At 33.0% G+C, this 20,744-nt stretch carries 25 protein-coding genes and 1 pseudogene; 21 read left to right on the top strand and 5 right to left on the bottom strand.

Going from position 1 to position 20,744, the window contains the following annotated elements; all coding sequences use genetic code 11:
* Nucleotides 1-86 precede the first annotated feature (86 nt).
* A complete protein-coding gene (locus tag AC5LXI_RS11430; protein WP_493442440.1) occupies nucleotides 87-935 on the bottom strand; it encodes an aldo/keto reductase in 849 nt (282 codons plus the stop codon).
* A gap of 364 nt (nucleotides 936-1,299) precedes the next feature.
* Here AC5LXI_RS11430 and sstT point away from each other — a divergent pair, with 364 nt between their 5' ends.
* The 9 genes from sstT to celB all read left to right on the top strand — a co-directional run bounded on the left by sstT (nucleotide 1,300) and on the right by celB (nucleotide 10,478).
* The gene (gene sstT / locus AC5LXI_RS11425; RefSeq protein WP_493442439.1) at nucleotides 1,300-2,532 is read left to right on the top strand and encodes a serine/threonine transporter SstT; all 1,233 of its coding nucleotides are present in this window, start codon (nucleotides 1,300-1,302) and stop codon (nucleotides 2,530-2,532) included.
* Nucleotides 2,533-2,688: 156 nt separating this feature from the next.
* The gene (gene acuI, locus AC5LXI_RS11420) at nucleotides 2,689-3,684 is read left to right on the top strand and encodes an acrylyl-CoA reductase (NADPH) (RefSeq protein ID WP_493442438.1); all 996 of its coding nucleotides are present in this window, start codon (nucleotides 2,689-2,691) and stop codon (nucleotides 3,682-3,684) included.
* A 195-nt stretch (nucleotides 3,685-3,879) separates the two neighbouring features.
* Nucleotides 3,880-4,107, top strand: coding sequence for a ChaB family protein (locus tag AC5LXI_RS11415; RefSeq protein WP_034882497.1), 228 nt, complete (start codon nucleotides 3,880-3,882; stop codon nucleotides 4,105-4,107).
* Nucleotides 4,108-4,335: 228 nt separating this feature from the next.
* Nucleotides 4,336-5,772 (top strand): 6-phospho-beta-glucosidase, encoded by a 1,437-nt coding sequence (locus tag AC5LXI_RS11410; protein ID WP_493442437.1) that lies wholly within the window; start codon nucleotides 4,336-4,338, stop codon nucleotides 5,770-5,772.
* 25 nt (nucleotides 5,773-5,797) lie between these two features.
* A complete protein-coding gene (locus AC5LXI_RS11405; RefSeq protein WP_110423304.1) occupies nucleotides 5,798-6,115 on the top strand; it encodes a PTS cellobiose transporter subunit IIB in 318 nt (105 codons plus the stop codon).
* A gap of 139 nt (nucleotides 6,116-6,254) precedes the next feature.
* Nucleotides 6,255-8,258, top strand: coding sequence for a BglG family transcription antiterminator (locus tag AC5LXI_RS11400; RefSeq protein ID WP_493442436.1), 2,004 nt, complete (start codon nucleotides 6,255-6,257; stop codon nucleotides 8,256-8,258).
* A 2-nt stretch (nucleotides 8,259-8,260) separates the two neighbouring features.
* Nucleotides 8,261-8,602: a PTS cellobiose transporter subunit IIA gene (locus AC5LXI_RS11395; RefSeq protein ID WP_493442435.1), complete on the top strand. Its 342-nt coding sequence runs from the start codon at nucleotides 8,261-8,263 to the stop codon at nucleotides 8,600-8,602.
* Nucleotides 8,603-8,613: 11 nt separating this feature from the next.
* On the top strand, nucleotides 8,614-9,111 hold the full coding sequence (locus AC5LXI_RS11390; RefSeq protein ID WP_493442434.1) for a hypothetical protein: 498 nt from the start codon (nucleotides 8,614-8,616) through the stop codon (nucleotides 9,109-9,111).
* A gap of 14 nt (nucleotides 9,112-9,125) precedes the next feature.
* On the top strand, nucleotides 9,126-10,478 hold the full coding sequence (celB, locus tag AC5LXI_RS11385) for a PTS cellobiose transporter subunit IIC (RefSeq protein ID WP_493442433.1): 1,353 nt from the start codon (nucleotides 9,126-9,128) through the stop codon (nucleotides 10,476-10,478).
* Nucleotides 10,479-10,603: 125 nt separating this feature from the next.
* On the opposite strand, the gene rplI is transcribed toward celB, so the two are convergent.
* Genes rplI through rpsF form a run of 4 tightly spaced genes read right to left on the bottom strand, consistent with a single transcriptional unit; the run spans nucleotide 10,604 to nucleotide 11,986 of the window.
* Nucleotides 10,604-11,053, bottom strand: coding sequence for a 50S ribosomal protein L9 (gene rplI / locus AC5LXI_RS11380; RefSeq protein WP_034882514.1), 450 nt, complete (start codon nucleotides 11,051-11,053; stop codon nucleotides 10,604-10,606).
* Between the two features lie 22 nt (nucleotides 11,054-11,075).
* Nucleotides 11,076-11,303 carry a 30S ribosomal protein S18 gene (gene rpsR, locus AC5LXI_RS11375; protein ID WP_025314965.1) on the bottom strand — a complete coding sequence of 76 codons (228 nt, stop codon included), beginning with the start codon at nucleotides 11,301-11,303 and terminating at the stop codon, nucleotides 11,076-11,078.
* Between the two features lie 4 nt (nucleotides 11,304-11,307).
* Complete coding sequence (gene priB, locus AC5LXI_RS11370; RefSeq protein WP_493442432.1) at nucleotides 11,308-11,619, bottom strand: primosomal replication protein N; 312 nt, start codon at nucleotides 11,617-11,619, stop codon at nucleotides 11,308-11,310.
* Nucleotides 11,603-11,986: a 30S ribosomal protein S6 gene (rpsF, locus tag AC5LXI_RS11365; protein WP_034882519.1), complete on the bottom strand. Its 384-nt coding sequence runs from the start codon at nucleotides 11,984-11,986 to the stop codon at nucleotides 11,603-11,605. Before rpsF ends, priB begins: the two co-directional genes overlap by 17 nt.
* 353 nt (nucleotides 11,987-12,339) lie before the next feature.
* Between rpsF and AC5LXI_RS11360 the strand changes: the two genes are divergently transcribed.
* From AC5LXI_RS11360 to AC5LXI_RS11305, 12 genes and pseudogenes are all read left to right on the top strand, one after another.
* Nucleotides 12,340-12,687: an HIT domain-containing protein gene (locus tag AC5LXI_RS11360; RefSeq protein WP_493442431.1), complete on the top strand. Its 348-nt coding sequence runs from the start codon at nucleotides 12,340-12,342 to the stop codon at nucleotides 12,685-12,687.
* A gap of 6 nt (nucleotides 12,688-12,693) precedes the next feature.
* The gene (locus AC5LXI_RS11355) at nucleotides 12,694-13,311 is read left to right on the top strand and encodes an LpoB-related protein (protein ID WP_493442430.1); all 618 of its coding nucleotides are present in this window, start codon (nucleotides 12,694-12,696) and stop codon (nucleotides 13,309-13,311) included.
* Nucleotides 13,311-14,357, top strand: coding sequence for a beta-N-acetylhexosaminidase (nagZ, locus tag AC5LXI_RS11350; RefSeq protein WP_493442429.1), 1,047 nt, complete (start codon nucleotides 13,311-13,313; stop codon nucleotides 14,355-14,357). Before AC5LXI_RS11355 ends, nagZ begins: the two co-directional genes overlap by 1 nt.
* Complete coding sequence (locus AC5LXI_RS11345) at nucleotides 14,317-15,579, top strand: sigma 54-interacting transcriptional regulator (protein ID WP_493442428.1); 1,263 nt, start codon at nucleotides 14,317-14,319, stop codon at nucleotides 15,577-15,579. Before nagZ ends, AC5LXI_RS11345 begins: the two co-directional genes overlap by 41 nt.
* A gap of 25 nt (nucleotides 15,580-15,604) precedes the next feature.
* Nucleotides 15,605-15,799: an NAD-dependent epimerase/dehydratase family protein gene (locus AC5LXI_RS11340; protein WP_493444298.1), complete on the top strand. Its 195-nt coding sequence runs from the start codon at nucleotides 15,605-15,607 to the stop codon at nucleotides 15,797-15,799.
* A gap of 71 nt (nucleotides 15,800-15,870) precedes the next feature.
* Nucleotides 15,871-16,326: pseudogene (locus AC5LXI_RS11335) on the top strand (NAD-dependent epimerase/dehydratase family protein).
* 289 nt (nucleotides 16,327-16,615) lie between these two features.
* Complete coding sequence (locus AC5LXI_RS11330) at nucleotides 16,616-17,617, top strand: WavE lipopolysaccharide synthesis family protein (RefSeq protein WP_493442427.1); 1,002 nt, start codon at nucleotides 16,616-16,618, stop codon at nucleotides 17,615-17,617.
* A gap of 65 nt (nucleotides 17,618-17,682) precedes the next feature.
* The gene (locus AC5LXI_RS11325) at nucleotides 17,683-18,432 is read left to right on the top strand and encodes a glycosyltransferase family 2 protein (protein WP_493442426.1); all 750 of its coding nucleotides are present in this window, start codon (nucleotides 17,683-17,685) and stop codon (nucleotides 18,430-18,432) included.
* Nucleotides 18,429-19,055, top strand: a complete 627-nt coding sequence (locus AC5LXI_RS11320) for a PI-PLC domain-containing protein (protein WP_493442425.1) — start codon at nucleotides 18,429-18,431, stop codon at nucleotides 19,053-19,055. The genes AC5LXI_RS11325 and AC5LXI_RS11320 overlap by 4 nt, the downstream gene beginning before the upstream one ends.
* Nucleotides 19,045-19,677 (top strand): HAD family hydrolase, encoded by a 633-nt coding sequence (locus AC5LXI_RS11315; protein WP_493442424.1) that lies wholly within the window; start codon nucleotides 19,045-19,047, stop codon nucleotides 19,675-19,677. Before AC5LXI_RS11320 ends, AC5LXI_RS11315 begins: the two co-directional genes overlap by 11 nt.
* Nucleotides 19,677-20,411 (top strand): glycosyltransferase family 2 protein, encoded by a 735-nt coding sequence (locus AC5LXI_RS11310; protein ID WP_493442423.1) that lies wholly within the window; start codon nucleotides 19,677-19,679, stop codon nucleotides 20,409-20,411. Before AC5LXI_RS11315 ends, AC5LXI_RS11310 begins: the two co-directional genes overlap by 1 nt.
* Complete coding sequence (locus AC5LXI_RS11305; protein ID WP_493442422.1) at nucleotides 20,411-20,743, top strand: hypothetical protein; 333 nt, start codon at nucleotides 20,411-20,413, stop codon at nucleotides 20,741-20,743. The genes AC5LXI_RS11310 and AC5LXI_RS11305 overlap by 1 nt, the downstream gene beginning before the upstream one ends.
* Nucleotide 20,744: the final 1 nt, after the last annotated feature.

Genomic DNA, 20,744 nt, shown 5'->3' with positions numbered 1-20,744 from the left:
ATCACAATAAATTTACAAAGCCGATATTGTATGCTAAATATCGGCTTTTTTATAACTTTTTTCTACACATAGTAAATATTTTAAAACTAAATATTTGGTCGGCGTTGAGTCAACCACTCTACAATGGCCGGATCGCTATGTGAAAAAAATGCACTGGTTGCTGTATCAATTGCGGTAATATCGATCATATCCTTATTTGATAGTTGAAAATCAAATAGATTAAAGTTCTCCATCATACGTTCTTTTCTAACTGATTTAGCCAAACAGACAATTTGCCGTTGAATTAACCAACGTAAAATAATTTGCCCAACCGACTTATTATATTTTTTTCCAATTGCAGTTAAAATTGGATGATTGAAGATATCATTCTTTCCTTCAGCAAATGGCGCCCACGCTTCCGGCTGAATAGTCTTACTTTGCATCCAAGGTGCTGCTTGTAATTGTTGATTAAAAGGGTTAACTTCAATTTGATTTACGGCCGGTTTTATTTTATTAAATGCCATTAAATCGGCTAAACGATCCGGCCTAAAATTACTAACACCTATTGCTCTGATTTTACCTTGCTCATAAAGTTCTTCCATCGCATGCCAAGCGCCAAAAATATCACCAAAAGGTTGGTGGATTAAATACAGATCAATATAGTCTACTTGTAATAAATTTAAGGATTGCTCAAATTGGATTTTAGCACCTTCATAACTAGCCCGATTTAACCAAAGTTTGGTGGTGATAAACAGCTCATCTCGGTTAATTCCACTAACTCTAATCGCATCGCCTACTTGGCGTTCATTTTGATAGGCCGTTGCGGTATCAATCAGACGATAACCAACATCAATTGCATCCAATACCGCTTGCTGACACTGCTTTTCATCAATTTGATATACTCCAAATCCAACAATAGGCATTTCAATACCATTATTTAATTTTATCCTTTTCATCATCAGCACCTCTAGCATAAAAGTTAATTGAAAATAACTGGTGTTATTATCTTGTTTAGGATTATTTATCAATAATTCTATTTAGTAAAGTTAGAAGGATTTATTTTATATACTATGGCATCAAGCCAATTTATATTCCCTTTTTAGTTACTTATTTTTACCTTCAAAACCCCCTTTCCTCAACTTTTTTATATAATTGTGACCATTTCTTCATTATTAAATCTCCTTATTTATACTAAGGAATAACTAATCTTAATAATTGAATAATGCTATATAAAAAATAGTTATCATAATAATTTTTTTATAGTTTTAAGATTTATTTATGGTAATGTTTTGGCGTTATATTGTTATATAAGGAAAAACCATGACTCATTCAACCAATCCTTTGGTTCGTTTTTATTTTAAAGTAGGGCTAATTCCACAAATTGTTTTAGGTTTGCTTTTAGGTATCGCGTTAGCAGCGGTTTCTACAGAAGTTGCATTAGATATGTCTTTTATTGGATCATTATTTATTAATGCGTTGAAATCAGTGGCGCCAATTTTGGTTATCATTTTAGTTATTGCTTCAATTTCGAATCATCAACATGGCAAACGTGCCAATATGGGTGAATTACTTGCACTTTATTTTGCTGGTATGATGTTGGCAGCTTTACTTGCTACAGTTGCTAGTTTTATTTTCCCTTCACAAATTTCGTTAGGGGATTCAATTGATAAGAATAAATTAACGCCGCCAGGTAGCGTTCTTGAGGTATTAAAAACATTGTTGGATAAGATGATAGACAACCCTATCAATGCAATGGTTAATGCTAATTATATCGGTCTTATTATATGGGGGGTAGGCATTGGGATTGCACTAAGGCATTCGAGCGAAACAACCAAAACAATGATGAACGATCTCTCTTTAGCTATTTCGTTTATTGTTAAAATTATTATTCGGTTTGCGCCAATTGGTGTATTTGGTTTAGTTGCTTCTACCTTGGCTGAAACAGGTTTTGGTGAGCTTACTAAGTATGCACATTTATTGATCGTGTTAGTTTCATGTATGTTGATAGTTGCGTTAATTATTAATCCACTATTGGCATTTTTGGTGATGCGTAAAAATCCATATCCATTAGTGTTTACCTCATTAAAAGAAAGTGCTATTCCAGCCTTTTTTACTCGTAGTTCGGCAGCAAATATTCCAGTTAATATGGAAATTTGTCGAAAATTAAAAATGGATGAAGATACCTATTCGGTTGCCGTACCGCTAGGGGCGACTATTAATATGTCTGGCGCTGCCGTTACTATTACCGTTTTGACCTTAGCAACTGTATACTCAATGGGTATGGATATTGATATTTTTTCTGCGGTGTTACTTTGTATTGTCGCCAGTGTTTGTGCTTGTGGTGCATCGGGTATTGCGGGTGGTTCGTTACTACTTATTCCAGTAGCTTGTAGTATGTTTGGTATACCTAACGAAATTTCAGCAAAAGTTATTGGTATCGGTATTGCGATTGGCGTCATTCAAGACTCGGTTGAAACCGCACTTAATTCATCTAGTGATGTTGTCTTTATTGGTGCAGTTTCCGAAAAAGTAAAACGCCGAAAAACAAAATAATTCTGTTTTTATGCCAAAACTGGCGAACCTTTACTATTAAGCCTGATAACTATCAGGCTTTTTATTAATTGAATAAAGTGATTAATGGCAAATTATTGCATTTGATAGTTCGACTATTTATTATGATTTTATTACTAGCTGCATTAAGGATTCATTATGTCATTCAAGGCTCTTATTTTAGAAAAAGATGAGGTTAATGGGTTTTCACATTCATTAAAAACCTTAACTAAACAACAATTATTACAACAACAAGGTGATACTTTAGTTCAAATTCAATATTCAAGTATCAATTACAAAGATGCATTAGCATTGACCAATAAAAGTTCTATTGTTAGACAATGGCCAATGGTTCCCGGAATTGACGGAGTAGGTACGGTTATTGAATGTCAAAATGGTCGTTATCAAGTCGGTGATTTAGTTATCTTGAATGGTTGGGGATGTGGTGAAACGCATTGGGGATGTTATGCTCAATATGCCTATTTAAAATCGGATTGGTTAATCCCTTTACCCAAAAATCTTACCCCTTATCAATCGATGATTATCGGTACTGCGGGATATACGGCGGCTTTATGTGTTAAGCGTATTGTTGATTTTGGTGTTAAAGTAGATGATGGCAAGGTTTTAGTTACTGGTGCAACAGGTGGTGTTGGTTCGGTTACGGTTGCGCTACTGAGTAAGTTAGGCTATCAGGTAACCGCTTCTACGGGTAAAGTGACTGATGAAGATTATCTGCATAAACTCGGTGCTGTTGAAATTATTAATGGTCAATCTTTGAAAGAGGCTAATCGACCATTACAAAAAGAGTTATGGTCAGCAGCGATCGATGTGGTAGGTTCTTACACTTTAGCCAATATTTGTGCTCAAACCCAATATGGTGGTATTGTCACCTGCTGTGGTCTTGCTCAGGGTATGGATTTACCGGCCACGGTTGCACCATTTATTTTACGCGGAGTAACATTAGCCGGCGTTGATAGTGTGATGGCCAGTTATGATAAACGGATTGCGGCTTGGCAATTAATTGCGCAAAATATGGACGAACAGCTATATTCACATATAGCTAACACCATCACCTTAAATGAATGCACCGATGTTGCCGCTGAAATGATCGCCGGTAAAATTAAAGGTCGTTTTGTGGTTGATGTGAATAAGTAACTAAATCACCAATAAAGCGATGTAATTTATCATCGCTTTATTCACTTTTATATCTAAATGACAAATTATTGCCTAATAGTTCTTGTATTTCCCGTAAAATCAGACTAAATTCAAGTTCAGTTGTTTTTAAATTAAAGTTCGCAATGACCGTTAGAATTATCCATATTGAATGATTAATTTAAAGGGGAATGTGATATGCCTTATCAAACACGAGATGACCTACCAGAATCAGTGCGACATGTCTTACCTGCTCATGCTCAAGATATTTTTAAAGAGGCTTTTAATAGCGCCATAAAAGAGTATCAAGATCCCAAAAAACGACGCGATAACAGTAATCCGGAACAAGTCGCTTTTCGAGTGGCTTGGGCGGCAGTTGAAAAAGTGTATCGCAAAGGTGAAGATGGTAAATGGGTGACAAAATAACAGTTTCGAACGATTATGAATAATCAGGTTCAAAAATAATAAGTCAACATTGATGGTTGGCTTATTTTTTTATCGGAGTAATACAAGCGAATTTTATCCTTTTATCCTAATGAAATTTTCCTTATTATGCCTAATTTTTCCTTATCAATACGGAAAATATAGGTTAGTAATTATTCATTTTTCCTTTTATACTAAATTTAAATCGTCAATAAACATAGGTACTTGATTATGAATAATAAAGGTTTACCAAAAGGTTTTTTATGGGGAGGCGCAGTTGCCGCTCATCAATTGGAAGGTGGTTGGCAAGCTGGTGGTAAGGGGCCTAGTGTTGCTGATGTGATGACTGTTGGGTCGCCTAAAAGTTATCGAAAAATCACCGAAGGTATTATTCCTGGTGAGTATTACCCTAATCACGAGGCAATCGATTTTTATCACCACTATAAGGATGATATTAAATTGTTCGCTGAAATGGGTTTTAAGTGTTTTCGAACGTCGATTGCTTGGACGCGAATCTTTCCAAAAGGTGATGAACTTGAACCAAATGAAGAGGGGTTGAAGTTCTATGATGATCTTTTTGATGAATGTTTAAAATATAACATTGAGCCAGTTGTTACCCTTTCACACTTTGAGCTACCTTATTATTTAGTTACCGAATATGGTGGCTTCCGTAATCGCAAACTAATTGATTTCTTTGTTCGCTTTGCTGAAGTCTGTTTTGATCGTTATAAAAATAAAGTGAAATATTGGATGACCTTTAATGAGATTAATAACCAAGCTAATTTTAATGAAGATTTTGCTCCTTTCACTAACTCAGGTATTTACTATAAACCAGGCGATAATCGTGAAGAAATCATGTATCAAGCCGCACATTATGAATTAGTAGCCAGTGCAAAAGCGGTTCAAATTGGGCATGCGATTAATCCTGATTTTGAAATTGGCTGTATGATTGCTCTAGTACCAATTTATCCTGAAACTTGTAAACCAAGTGATATTTTAATGGCTCAAAAAGTGATGGAACGTAAGTACTTCTTTACTGATGTCCATGTTCACGGCAAATATCCAAATTACATTCAAAAATATTGGCAACGTAAAAATATCAAACTCGATATTACCCCGCAAGACTTAGAGGTATTAACTAAAGGAACGGTTGATTATATTGGATTTAGCTATTACATGTCGAATGTGGTTAGACACAATAAGGGTAATGATCATTATGATTATAACGAAAAAACCGATTTAGTCGGCAATCAATATGTCAAAAAATCCGATTGGGGCTGGCAAATTGACCCTGAAGGCTTGCGTTACACATTAAATTGGCTAACCGATACCTATCGATTGCCACTTTTCATTGTTGAAAATGGTTTTGGTGCTTATGACAAAGTTGAGGCAGATGGTAGTGTTCATGATAATTATCGAATTGAATATCTACGTGAACATATCAAACAAATGAAATTAGCTGTTGAAGAAGATGGTGTCGATTTGATGGGATACACCCCTTGGGGTTGTATAGATTTAGTTTCAGCAGGAACAGGTGAAATGGAAAAGCGCTATGGCTTTATCTATGTTGATAAAGATAATAAAGGCAATGGAACTTTAAAACGTAGCCGTAAAGATTCTTTTGCTTGGTATAAAAAAGTCATTGAGTCAAATGGTGAAACTCTATAACGATTTAACTTCATTAGGAGAAATTATGAAAAAAGCGTTAATTATTTGTGCAGCAGGCATGTCATCATCACTTATGGCTAAAAAGGTAACTGAATTTTTTGCAAACAAAAATATAGCGATTGAGCTTGATGCGGTATCTGCAACAGAAGGCAGTAATAAGATTAAAAATAGTGATTTCTCACTGTTTTTGGTTAGTCCACAAACTATGATGATGTTTGATAAATTGAAAGCGTTAGGGGATGAAGTGGGTAAACCTGTTGTCAGTATTCCTTTTCAGGCATATATTCCGATTCAATCAGGCATTGAACAATTAGCTAAATTAGTTGAGGACAATATTAATTAAAATTTAAGAAAATCTTAGTTCTACCATTCTTAATGTGATGCGATTGTTGAGTTAAATAATCGCATCATAGAAGAAGTTTAAGTTTCAATGTCTTAATACTTTTAGATAATTTTTATTAATAGTTAAGGTGTAGTAGATAATGATAAAACAGAAACAACGAGAACTTATTAGTTTATTAATTCGTTCTAAAAATGGCTATAAAAGTAGTCAAGAGCTTGCAACGGAATTATCGTTATCAGATCGTACTGTTCGTACTTATCTTAAAGATTTAAAGACATTAATTGAAAACAATGGTGGCAATATTATTAGTAAACAAGGTTATGGTTTTCAACTTGAAATTGTAGATCGAACTAATTTTAATTTATTTTTAATTGAACATCATTTATTAGATAAAAATGTTGAGCAATCTAAGTGTCGAGAAGCGAGTGATCGAAAACACTATATTCTTAACTTGTTATTACTAGAAAGTCAAAAAATTGATGTTGAAACGTTATCAGAACAGTTTTTTATTAGTTCATCGCAATTAAATAAAGATATTGCAGAAATTAAATCGCAATTACAACCTTATGAGCTTACCCTTAAAAAAAGTCGTTCGTTAATTTATGTTGATGGTGAGGAAAAAGCCAAACGTCATTTTATTATGAGTTACTTTTTTCATGAAGATTCGATTAATTTTTTACACCATTTATCCTATTTCAACCAAACCTGTGAAGTCATTAGCTTCGATACATTAACTATTATCATTTTAGATGAATGTCGTGAGGCTAATATCAAATTATCAGATGTTATGATTCAAAATATCGTTTTGCATCTATCATTAAGTATTAAACGTTTGCAATCAGGACTAACGATACAAAATCTCGATTTGCCTCTTTCCTCTGATTCAACACTTGAATACCAAGTCGCGAAGCGAATCATTGCGCGCATTGAATCAATAATTGGTTTTCATTTTCCAAAAGAAGAGCAAATGTACCTTACTCTGCATTTAATGAGTAAATCGAATTTAATCCAAGATAATGAGGATGGAGAGCTAGGCTCGTCACTAGCGGGTTTACTATTAAAAATACAACAAGAAACCGGTTATCCTTTTTGGCATGATGAACAGTTGAAAAATGGTTTGATTCAGCACATAAAGCCTATGCTTGTACGTTTAGAACAAAATATAAAATTAGAAAATCCGCTATTAGATGAAATTAAAAGCCAATATGGTGAAGTCTTTGGATTAGTGAAGCGCTATGTCAACCAATTACCCAATTTAAATAAATATGATGTAAATGATGATGAGTGGGGATATTTGGCACTCCACTTTTTAGCATCGATTGAAAAATTAAAAAACGAACAGAAAGCTAAGGTATTAATTATTTGTGCAACCGGACTTGGTAGTGCCCAACTGCTTAAAAATCGAGTGGAAAGTGAATTTGACGAGCGAGTAAAAATTGTAGCAACACGTGGCTATTATGAAATAGAGCAAGATATGTTAAATGACATTGATTTTATAATTTCTTCTGTTGATTTGTCTTCCAAGGTATTTAAAGTCCCGGTATTTCATGTTTCAGTATTCTTTTGTGAGGAAGATGTACAAGCTATCCGTCGATATCTATCTTATCGACAAACACCTTGTTCATTACCTAAAAGTGGCTTACCAATAGATGATAAAAAACAGAATCATTCGAAATATCTTGCTCAGGTATTTGATGAAATTGCTGCGGATTACTTTGGTCTGTTTCAAAAAAAGCCAACTAAACAGGTTGTGTTAGATCATTTACTTGATTCATTATCTGTGAATGAAGCAAAAAACTTCAAGCAAGAGATGAAAAAACAAATGGATAAAAGGATGTCAATTGGTGAAATAATCTTTAGTCCAACCATAGTGGTTCCTCATCCTGCAATTCCAATCGGTAAGATAGCTAAAATTGCGATTGCCATCATACCTAAAGGATTATGTTGGGATGAACATTACCAAGACATCAAGTTTGTTTTTATGATTTCACCATCCATTTATCAAAATTCCAACTTAGCTATGATGACCAAAGCGATTGTCAATTTAATTGATGATTTAGCTATGCAACAAGCAATGTTAAAAATCTCAGATTTTAATCAGTTTAAATCACTTTTTATCCAACTAATTGAAAAAGGAGCGTAGCAATGACTGACATAATGAGCTCGGAGGATATTCAAATTACCGCTTTCAATATTATTTTACATAGTGGTAATGCTAAAACTAAGATTCACCTTGCATTTAAAGCAATGAGAGAATCTGAATTTGAACAAGCAACGCAATTACTTGAAGAAGCGAATGAAGAGATTTTAGAAGCGCATAAATCGCAAACTGAATTGCTTCAATCTTATGCAAGTGGTACTAAAATTGAGATGGAGATCATTATGGTTCACGCTCAAGATCACCTGATGACCACCATGACGTTACGCGAAATTGCTATTGAAATGTCCCACCTGTATAAACAAATATATAAATTATCAAATCAATAAAGAGGTTAGCGATGAATACTCCACTAGAAAGCCAACTTAAGATGCATAAAAAAGTCAGCTTGACTAATCTCTATTTTAATCGTTTTTTAGCGGTTCGTTATATCACAGCATTTTTTCTGTTTATTAACCTTTATTGGGCGGTTTTTTTGATGGGAAGCTTATCAATAGCTTTTGTGCTACCTCTTATGCTCATTGTTCTTGCTACGTTAACCAGCTTTGAGCAAATTAGGCTTTACCGAAATCATAAAAACTATTTGCGTTATGCCAGTTTGTTTTATCGAATAATGTTGATAGCAATCATAGTGTTAATAGTTTCGATATTCACTCCGTTATTTCACTTCTTTTTTCCATTTTTAAAAAATTCGCCAGAGGCGATAAACATATTATTAGGAATTTTGTCAGTAAGTTTATTTTTTACAATTCTTATATTATTAAAACTGAAGAAGATTGAGCGTAATGAGGATAAACATTTTAAAAGAATTCGAGCTTATCAAGAAATCATTAATTAAATGAGGAAAACAAAATGAATACCGGATTTGTGTTGTTACAAAAGTATCTAATGACTCCGATGGCAAAAATATCGCAGTTTAAGATTGTTCGGGCAGTAATGGCAGCGGGGATGGCATCCGTTCCTTTTTGTATTGTTGGATCGATGTTTTTGGTGTTTAATACATTACCGATGACATTTACTGGTTTAGAAACCCTTTTTGAAAATACTATTTTTAAAGTAAGTGATCTCTATATGATTGCTAATACGGCAACAATGGGGATATTAGCGCTCTATTTTAATATTGTTGTTGGTTATGAATTAACCAAAATTGAGGAAGAGGAAACTGGTTTAAAAGTGAACGCACTTAATGGTGCAATGTTATCGGTTTTCGCTTTTGTTATGACTTTACCAGAATTGGTTATGCAAAGTGGTGCAATGGTATTACTTAGTGATCAAAGCGAATTAGTATTTAATGGATTACGTTTAAAACCATTTGTTTTTAGATTAGGAACTTCAGGTATCTTTATTGCAATTGTTATGGCAATTGTTGCAACACAGCTTTATTTTCTCTGTGTTCGTCGAAATTGGGTGGTTAAGATGCCAGAAACCGTTCCATTAGGTGTTTCTCGTTCATTTACTGCATTAATTCCCACCTTTGTTATCGCATTCACCATTATCATCCTAAATGGTATCTTGGTTTACTTTGGTACTGATATTTTTGATATTATTGGTGTTCCGTTTACCTTTGTAACTAATTTAACTAAAAGTTGGCTTGGTATAATGGTTATTCTATTTTTAATCCATGCACTTTGGGTGGTTGGTATTCATGGTGCAAGTATCATTGGTGCCTTTATTACTCCGATAATGCTTAGTAATATGAATGAAAACGTTGGCGGAGCCCATATTCCATTTGCTGGTGAGTTCAATAATTCTTTGGTAATTTTAGGTGGTTCAGGTTCAACGCTACTTATGACTTTCTTTATTGCTTTTTGTGCTAAATCGAGTCAATTAAAGATTTTGGGGCGAGCTTCAGCGGTCCCGGCAATTTTTAATATCAATGAGCCAATTATTTTTGGTATGCCGATAGTTTATAATCCATACCTTGCCTTACCATTCCTATTAGCGCCTATGGCATGTGGTACCTTAGGTTACTTTGCTATTAGTACTGAATTTATGAAACCAATTATTGCCTTAATACCTTGGCCGTCACCAATGGGATTAGGGGCATTTATAGGAACCGGTGGTGATTATCGCGCTATGTTTGTTGCGATACTTTCAGCAATTTTAGCATTGTTGATTTACCTACCATTTGTCAAAATTTATGACAACAAACTTTATAAAGAAGAACAAGCAAAATCTGAAAGCAATAGTCAAACAGAGGAATAAATTGCAGGTTGGTATCGAATCTATCCTAGTTTAGGGGAAAAACAGCAAAAACATAATAGATTCTTGTGGTAATAAAAAAACCCGTTATAAAAACGGGTTTTTTATTGCTATTTATTATTTGGTGATTATTCAGGAATAATATCAACAATAACTTTTGCAAAAGCTTCGCTGTGTACTTGGAATAACACTTCGTGTTCACCAGTAGTACGCAATACACCATTTGGTAAACGAACTTCACTTTTTGATACTTGAATACCACGAGCTTTAACAGCATCAGCGATATCACGAGTACCAATTGAACCAAATAGACGACCTTCATCACCTGCTTTGGAAGTAATAGTTACTTTACCTAATGCATTGATTTCAGATACACGCTCTTCAGCGGCTTTCAATGTTTCTGCTAATTTTGCTTCTAATTCAGCACGGCGTGCTTCGAAGAATTCAATATTCTTTTTAGTCGCAGGTACTGCTTTACCTTGTGGAATCAAAAAGTTACGAGCATAACCCGCTTTAACATTAACTTGATCACCTAAGCTGCCTAAATTAGCAACTTTATCGAGTAGAATAATTTGCATTATATGTTCCCTCTGTTGCTAATTACTGATGGTTGTCAGTATATGGTAATAATGCCAAGTAACGAGCGCGTTTGATAGCGCGAGCTAGTTGACGTTGATATTTTGCGCTAGTACCAGTGATACGGCTTGGTACGATTTTACCACTTTCTGTGATATAGCTTTTTAATAAAGAAACATCTTTATAATCAATTTCTTTAACGCCTTCTGCAGTAAAACGGCAGAATTTGCGACGACGGAAATAACGTGCCATTTGGCTATTCTCCTAATAGTTTAATTTGGTCAGCATGTAAAACTAATTGACTAGTTTTATCTCGTTTAGTATGTGTGCTAATAAAGCCACTTACTAATACTTTGCTGCCTTTTTTAATACTGTAACTCAAATCTTGTTGTCCACTGACAATAACGGGCATTGAGCACCATGCTTGTCTGGGGAGTCCTGCTTCGATTTGTTCAGAAACGTGTTCTAAATAAAACTGGCAGTGTGAAATTCCACTGGGACTCATTTTTTTTATCGGGGTTTTGGTAACCAATCCCGATAAAACTAAACGATTATTCTTCTGAATCATCGTCCATGTTTACATCGCTATAATCTTCTTCTGAACTACGACGTTCATCTTTAGCTTTTAGCATAGGTGATGTTTCAGTTACAGCGTGTTTTGTACGCATAATTAAACTGCGAATTACTGCATCATTAAAACGGAAGTTATCTTCAAGTTCATTTACTGCTTCTTGAGTTGCTTCTACATTCATTAACACATAATGTGCTTTATGCAGTTTTTCGATAGGATAGGCTAATTGGCGACGCCCCCAATCTTCTAAACGGTGGATTTTTCCACCATCTGTGGTTAACGTACCAGTATAACGTTCAATCATACCAGGTACTTGTTCACTTTGATCTGGGTGAACCATAAATACAATTTCGTAATGACGCATTATCGCTCCCTACGGATTAATCAGCTTTCTGTCGGGGCAACCGCAACCCATTGAAAGCAAGGAACATGAAAATTGGGCGGTTGAAATCGACGGCGCATTATATATCAAATTAACTTCTTTAACAAACGAATAAATTATAAAAATGCAATTTGGTTTTTTAAAGCAAAATATAATTTTAATCATAAAAACGACTATATTAGAAACCACAAAAACCCCGTTCCTCAATTTTTTTTCTAAAATTTGGTCTAGATGTAAAAATGTAATGATATCTATACATTTTTGTTATTAAAGTATGCTATTCTTAACAGAATATAAATTTAAGGTTAATAGCTATTTTTTTAAGGAGTGTTTATATGGCTGAAGAAACCATTTTTAGTAAGATTATTCGCCGTGAAATTCCTTCAGATATCGTCTATCAAGATGATAAAGTTACAGCATTTCGGGATATTTCTCCGCAAGCGCCTACACATATATTAATCATTCCCAACAAATTGATTCCGACCATCAATCATATAGAAGAAACAGATGAAGCTCTGCTTGGTCATATGGTGGTAGTGGCATCTAAAATTGCCAAACAAGAAGGTATTGATGAAAGTGGCTACCGTTTAATTATGAATTGCAATAAAGATGCTGGGCAAGAAGTCTTTCATATTCATATGCATTTATTAGGCGGTAAGAATTTAGGGCGATTAATAGGTTAACTTACTATGAAACAGTTTAAACGTGTCGTCGTAATGAGTATGTTGGCTTTTGGCTTAGCAGGATGTCAACTTCTAGGTCTTAATCAGAAAAATGAAGTCAAAGCACCAATAGAAGCACCTGATGATGCTGGCGTCGTTGATACGCCTCCACAAATTGTAAAAACAACTGATTGGAATACGATATTATCACCGTTTGTGAATAAAATATTGCAATCTTCATCTTCTATTGGTGGCAATAACTTATTGTTAATTAGCGATATTCAAAATCGTAGTGGTGATTATTTAGCGATAAACCAGGTTGATGACGCGCTACATCAATTAATGAATAATCAAAACTTTTTTGCTGTCGCTAATAGACAATCAATTATCCAAGCAAAACAAGCGTTAGGTATTTCAGTTGATGATAAACTTGTTTCACGAAGTAAAATGATTGGGCTGGCTAAATCAATGAATGCTGGATATGTACTTTTTACAACCCTTTATAAAGCTCCATCAGAAAATGTTGATGCTGATCTTTCTATGGAATTACTTTCAACGCAAACGGGTGAAATTTTACAACGTGTAACATCAAAAGATGTTCAGCCTAATGGGACCTTGGATAATGCTCAAGGAGCAGGTAAATAATGGGGCCTTTATTGATCGATGTACAAGGTACGTTGTTGACTAATGACGATGTAGAGCTTTTACAAAACCCATTGGTTGCCGGTATTATATTATTCAGTCGTAATTTTGATAGTCCAAAACAATTAACTGAACTCATTAAACATATTCGCATCGTAACTCCTGAGCGTTTATTGATTTCAGTTGACCATGAAGGTGGTCGTGTTCAACGTTTTAAGCAAGGCTTTACCCTTATTCCACCAGCACAATCTTTTGCTTTACTTAATAATCTGGATCAAGCTAAGTCATTGGCATTTGATGCAGGCTGGTTACTGGCTATGGAATTGATTGCCTATGATATCGATCTTAGTTACGCACCAGTATTAGATTTGGGGCACGATTGTTTAGCGATTGGCAGTCGCTCCTTTCATTCCGATATTAATATTGCTTATCAAGTTGCTTCATCTTTGATTGATGGTATGCATTCAGCGGGCATGAAAACCACCGGTAAACATTTTCCTGGTCATGGCCATGTTATTGCTGATTCTCATAAAGAAACGCCAATTGATCATCGCTCGAAAGTACTTATTGAAAATGATATGCAGATTTTTGCAAAATTGATTGCTAGAAGGAAACTTGATGCGATTATGCCTGCTCATGTTATTTACCCAGAATTTAATGATAAACCAGCCAGTGCATCAACATTTTGGCTCAATACGGTGTTACGCCAACAATTGCATTTTGATGGTATTATATTTTCTGATGATTTATCGATGGAAGGTGCGGCTATCCTAGGTAATCACGCTGAGCGAGCAAAAGCAGCCCTTAGTGCTGGTTGTGATTTATTATTGGCTTGTAATAATCGAAATGGCACATTAGCTATTTTAGATGCATTAAATTGTTTAAATAAAAAACAATTGTTATTAAAAGATAAGGCAAAACAGTTATTAACGAGTACAAAAATAAGTTATGCTGACTTAATAAAGAGTCATGAGTGGCAAGTTCGTCATAATAATTTAATGAAATTGAATGAAAAGTGGGAAGATTATCATGCAAGCAGCCATCATTGAAATCGATAATAATTCACAATTGGTTGCTTTTAATAAAGCTGCAAAAGCACTATTTTCTAGTAATTCATTAAAATTAAATCAAAAGTTTGATTATCAAAATGTATTCAATTTGGATATAACATTTAATTTATCCAAGCATGACGATACAATTGTTGTTTTAGATTCCCAGTATTTTTTGTTGCAAAAAATTAGTAAATCATTCAAAATTACTTTTGTTTTGCAACCGGTTGAATATTTAAAAAAACGATTATCGAAGATTAATGTTGTTGGCAGTCATGCTTTTGATATTTTCGCAGCACAAAGCCAACCAATGAAAAAACTGATTGCTCAGGCTAAAACATTTTCAATGCAACGAGAACCATTGCTAATTATCGGTGAAACAGGTACCGGTAAGGATTTGCTGGCTAGCGCATGCCATCAATATAGCCCTAGGGGGGATCGCACCTTTTTAGGTCTCAATTGTGCTGCTATGCCTGATGAGGTTGTTGAAAGTGAGCTTTATGGCCATGCAGCAGGCGCTTATCTCGGTGTTCTAGAAGGTAAAAAAGGCTTTTTTGAACAAGCAAATGGTGGTTCGGTATTACTTGATGGAATCGATGAAATGTCATTTCAAATGCAAACCAAATTATTGCGTTTCATTAATGACGGATATTTTCGAAGAGTAGGAGATGATAACGAAGTTTATGTTGATGTCAGAATTATCTGTGCGACTAAAGTTGATTTAGCTGAGTTGGTGGAACAAGGGAAGTTTAGGAAAGATCTTTATTATCGCTTAAATGTATTGTCCTTAAATTTACCTTCACTACAAGAGCGTCAGGAAGATATTGCAACACTTACGCATATTTTTATTGATGAATTTGCTAATAAGCAGGGCATTGATGCGCCAACCGTGAATCAAGATGTTATTGCTTATTTAACTCAGTACTCTTGGCCGGGTAATGTTAGACAGCTTAAAAATGTACTTTATTCCGCATTAGTTCAGTTGACATCATCGCAATTAAAGGTAAAAGATATTGTTCTACCAGCGATAACTTCGACTCAGATATCGTTAATCAATAATATCGAAAATAAAACTCTTGATGAGATGACTAAACAATTTGAAAAGGAAGTCTTAAAAAGCTTGTATATCAATTATCCAAGCTCTAGAAAGCTCGCAAAAAGATTAGGCGTATCACATACCGCGATAGCGAATAAACTCCGGGATTATGGAATAGGACGGTAGGTTGACGAATTTATCAAAAACGCCAATGAAGATTTTAGTCTCGGGTGGAGCCGGTTTTATTGGATCTGCAGTTGTGCGATATATTATTAAACATACTCCACATTTTGTTATAAATTTTGATAAATTGACTTATGCGGCAAATCTCAAAGGGATCGAAAGTGTTTCTTACAGTAAGAAATATATATTTGAAAAATTGATATTTTTAGTCAACATCATTTAGATCATGTATTTAAGTTATATCACCCAAACGTAGTGATTCTCTTACCTGCTGAAAGTCGTATGGATTGTTAGATAGCTTATCCAACAACTTTTATAAAGAACAATATTTTGGGCACTTTTATACTACATGAAGTTACCACAAATTATTTGATTTATTCATCTAAGGAAATTAGAAGTAATTTTTTTATTCATGTTTATACTAATGAGGTATATGGTGAATTGAAAAGTCGTGATTCATCGTTTAATGAGTCTTCATGTTATACTCAAAATAAGCCTTACTTGGCATCTATAGCTTCAAGTCAGCATCTTGTTTCAGCATGGTGTCGCGCTTATGGTACACATGCTATTATAAATTATAGCTCTAATTATAACGGGCCTTATTAATATGAAGAAAAATTAATATCATCAATTATTACTAATGTTGTATCAGGCAAACCAATTAGAATTTATGGTAAAGGGTTACAAATTCGCAATTGTATTTATTTTCAAGATATCGCAAAAACTTTATGTTCTATTTTAAAAAAGTAAAATGTGGTGAAACATATAATATTGGAATCGATAATGAAATCAATAATCTTGATATGGTTCAAAAATATGTTCTATTATTTGATAAATATTTACCAATACAAAAAGATAGAATTTTTCTGAAATACCTGGTCACGATTTCAGATCTGTTATAGATACATCTAAAGTTCGACAGTTAGGTTGGAAGTTTAGAAAAGATTAGATTCTGGACTGATAAGGACAATTATTTACCTCTCAAATATATAATATAAAATTAAACAATTTTGATAATATAAATGCTTAATCATAACTTATGAATAATCAAAAAATGATAAAATTTGAAGATATTTCTGTTGTTGTTCAGGGTGTTATTCATTCTGATATTACGAAGCTTACACTATTAAGCATTAGAAAATTTCTTCCCAATTCAAAAATTATATTGTCCACTTGGAATGATTCTGACATAACGGGATTAGAATTTGATCAACTGATATACAGTCAAGATCCAGGAGGGTTTATTCACACTAGTTCAAATAAAGTTAAATATAATAATGTAAATAGATTGATTCTTTCAAGTCTAAATGGAATTAGGGCGGCTAAAACTAAATATGTAATGAAATTGCGAACAGATTTTCAATTAACTGGAAACTCGTTTTTAAATTTTTTTGATAAATATAATTTAATTGAACCTGATTTTGCTTTATTTAAACATAAAGTTTTAGCATGCAGCTATTTTTCACGTAACCCTAATAATGTTAATTTAGCCTATCATCCTTCAGATATAGCCTTTTTCGGTTTGAAATTAGATTTGCTTGATTTATTTGATATCAACTTAATGTCTAAATCGGACGAATTTTATATATTTGAAAATGGAGAATGGCAAAGAAAATATGCACCTGAACAATATATTTTTATAAGTTTTTTAAGAAAAAAAGGTATAAATGTATCTTTTAGTAATCGATTTCCTACTACAAAAAAACAAATAAAGTTTACCGAAAAGTATTTTACTTCAAATTTTATTTTTTTAGAATGGCGCTTTTTTAATTTAAAACCGCCTAAAAAATTTAAATTATATAGAAAATTAGATCATTTTTCTTGTATTACTCATATTGAATGGAAGCAGCTATATTATAAACATGTTATCCAGAAACCAAACAAATTTATAGAGTTTGATTTTGAAAGAATTAAATTAAATTTGGTTCTAAAATATTATAAATTATTAAAAATTTTCGCAAAAATAGTTACTATTTTTATTTTAGGTAAAAATAATAAAAATTTAAGGAAAAAAATTAGAAAAAAAATAACAGGAAATTAATAGTATTTTCTGATAATATATTACCTTATTATTACATAATGTTAATATATGGTAAAGGGTGTCAAATGTTAAACATTGTATTGCCTATGGCAGGTAGAGGAAGCCGGTTTGCAGATGCTGGATATTCTATACCGAAACCGTTCATTCCTATTCATGATGTTCCCATGATTAAAGTGGTAGTGGATAATTTAACTCCGTCTTGCGATCACCGTTTTATTTTTATTTGCCAACAACAACATATAGATCTGTATGATTTAATACCTAAATTAAAATCATATGCTAAAAATGTAGAAATTATAGGTATAAATGGTATTACTCAAGGTCAAGTATGTACTGCTCTATTAGCAAAAAAATTTTTCGATAATGATGAACCCTTAATGAATGCTAACGCGGATCAATATATCGATTTTGATATTAATGAGTATTTGGATGTTATACTTTCACGAAATTTAGATGGTATGATCATGACGATGAAATCACAAGATCCAAAATGGTCATATGCAAAAACCAATAGTGATGGTTTTGTTATTAAAACAGCGGAAAAGAAAGTTATTTCAGAAGATGCTACAGTTGGTATTTTCAATTTTTCGAAAGGAAAAGATTTAGTTCGAGCAGCTGAACAAATGATCAAAGATAATATTAGAGTTAATAATGAGTTTTATACTTGTCCATGTTATAATTATCTAATCAAAGAAGGTAAAAAAATAGGCATTTATGGAATTGGTGAAGAATACAATGGTATGTATGGTCTAGGAATACCAAAGGATCTTGATTTCTTTATAAATCATCCAATTTCCCAACAGGTAAAAATATGATTGTTCTTTCACATAGAGGATATTGGAAATCTTTAGAAGAAAGAAATTCTTTTGATGCTTTCGGACGAAGTTTCAATATGGGTTTTGGGACAGAGACAGACTTGAGAGATTATAACGGTGAAATAGTTATTGCTCATGATATGCCTAAAGGTAATGAACGAACTTTTGAAGAATTATTAATCCTTATGAGGGGGAGAAATTTACCGCTTGCTTTAAATATTAAAGCGGATGGTTTATATGAAAATATTAAAAGTAAACTAGAAAAATATAATCATACTAATTATTTTACTTTTGATATGTCTATACCAGATATGGTTTGTCACTTAAAAAATAAACTTAAAGTCTTTACAGGTTTAAATGATTTATTAATTCAACCAGTTTTATTGCCTGAATGTGAAGGTGTCTGGTTGGATTGCTTTAATTCTGATTGGTATGATTGGTCTGTCATAGATAATCTTTTAGGACAGAATAAAAAAGTTTGCTTAGTTTCAGCTGAATTACATAAAAGAGAAAATTTGAATCAATGGTCTATTATTAAAAAGAGTAAATTTTTACATAGTGATAATCTAATGATTTGTACAGATTTTCCTGAAAAAGCGAGGGAGTATTTCAATGAGAATTAAAGCTGTTTTATTTGACATGGATGGAGTATTGATTGAAGCCAAAGATTGGCACTATGAAGCTTTAAATCGGGCTTTAAATTTATTTGGTTATGAAATAAGCAGGTTTGAACATTTAACCAGTTATGATGGTTTACCAACCTCTATGAAGTTACAAAAATTAACTTTAGAAAAAGGCTTACCTTTACAGCTTCATAAGTTCATAAATGAAATGAAGCAACAATATACAGTATCAATGATCCAAAATTTATGCCGCCCTCGTTTTAATCATGAATATGCCTTATCAAAATTGAAGTCGGAAGGATATAGGCTTGCAGTTGGCTCGAATTCTATAAGAATGACTATAGAAATGATGATGGATTATGCAAAATTGACAGATTATTTTGATTTCATGTTAAGCAATCAAGATGTTAAGAATGCTAAACCAGACCCCGAGATTTATTTGACTGCGATGTCGAAAATGAATATCAAGCCAGAAAATTGTTTGATAGTTGAAGATAATGAAAATGGTATTAAAGCCGCTGTTGCTTCCGGTGCTAATGTGTTGGTAGTTAAAACAGTTGATGAAGTCAATTATGATAATATTAAAAAACGAATTTTAGAAATTGAAGAGGGATATAACTAATGCAAATCATCTTTTTAATGGGTGGGCAAAACTTTGAAAAAAATAGAGAACAATACCCTCTTTATTTAACGGAAATTAATGAAAAATTGATAATTGAGAAACAAATTGATTACTGTCGAGGATTAAATCCAAGGAAATTTCTATTTTGTATTAAAGATGAAGATATAAAAAATTTTAAAGTAGATTCGGTTATTAAACAATTAGTGCCTGATAGTGAAATTATCATCATAAATGATAAAACTATGGGGGCAGTGTGTACCGCTCTGCTTGGAATTGAATATATAAATAATGAAGAAGAGTTAATATTATTGGCAGTTGATGATTTTATTGAAGTTTCAAGTGAAAATATTTTAAACTTTTTCAGGGAAAATAAAAGTGATGCTGGAGTTGTATCTTTTAACTCTGTTCATCCAAGATATTCTTTTGTTAAATTAGACGAAAATGACTTGGTAATAGAAGTTTCAGAAAAAAAACCTATAAGCAAAAATGCACTGGTCTCCTTTTATTATTACAAAAGAGGCGCTGACTTTGTTGATTGTGCTAAAAATGTGATTCGAAAGGATAATTTGATTAATGGAGCTTTTTATTTAAGCCAAACTTTAAATGAAATGATATTGAAACAAAAAAAAGTTTCAATCTACAAAATTACAAATGAAAAATTTCATCCTCTAAAAACAGAAATGCAATTAGCTCAATATATTACAGAATTAATAGATGTTAAGGAAAGTAAGTAATGAAAGTAGCAAAACTTGATGATATGTTTAAAGGTTGGTTTATAGGTAATTTCGAACCATCTATTTGCAAAACAAATGATGTTGAGGTTGCAGTGAAAAAATATAATAAAGGCGATCATGAAATGAAGCATTTTCATAAAATTGCGACCGAATATACCTTAATTATTTTAGGTAGAGTGAGAATGAATAATATAGAATATAAAGCTGGTGATATTGTTATTATTGAACCAAATGAATCAACTGATTTTGAATGCCTGGAAGATGGAACGATAAACGTAGTTGTGAAAATACCTGGTGCTAATTCTGATAAATATTTCATTAATGAGAATTGAT

Source organism: Gilliamella sp. LMG 34361 (genome assembly GCF_984569075.1).
Note: the sequence above shows the minus strand (reverse complement) of the source record. Positions and strands in the feature narration are given on the sequence as shown.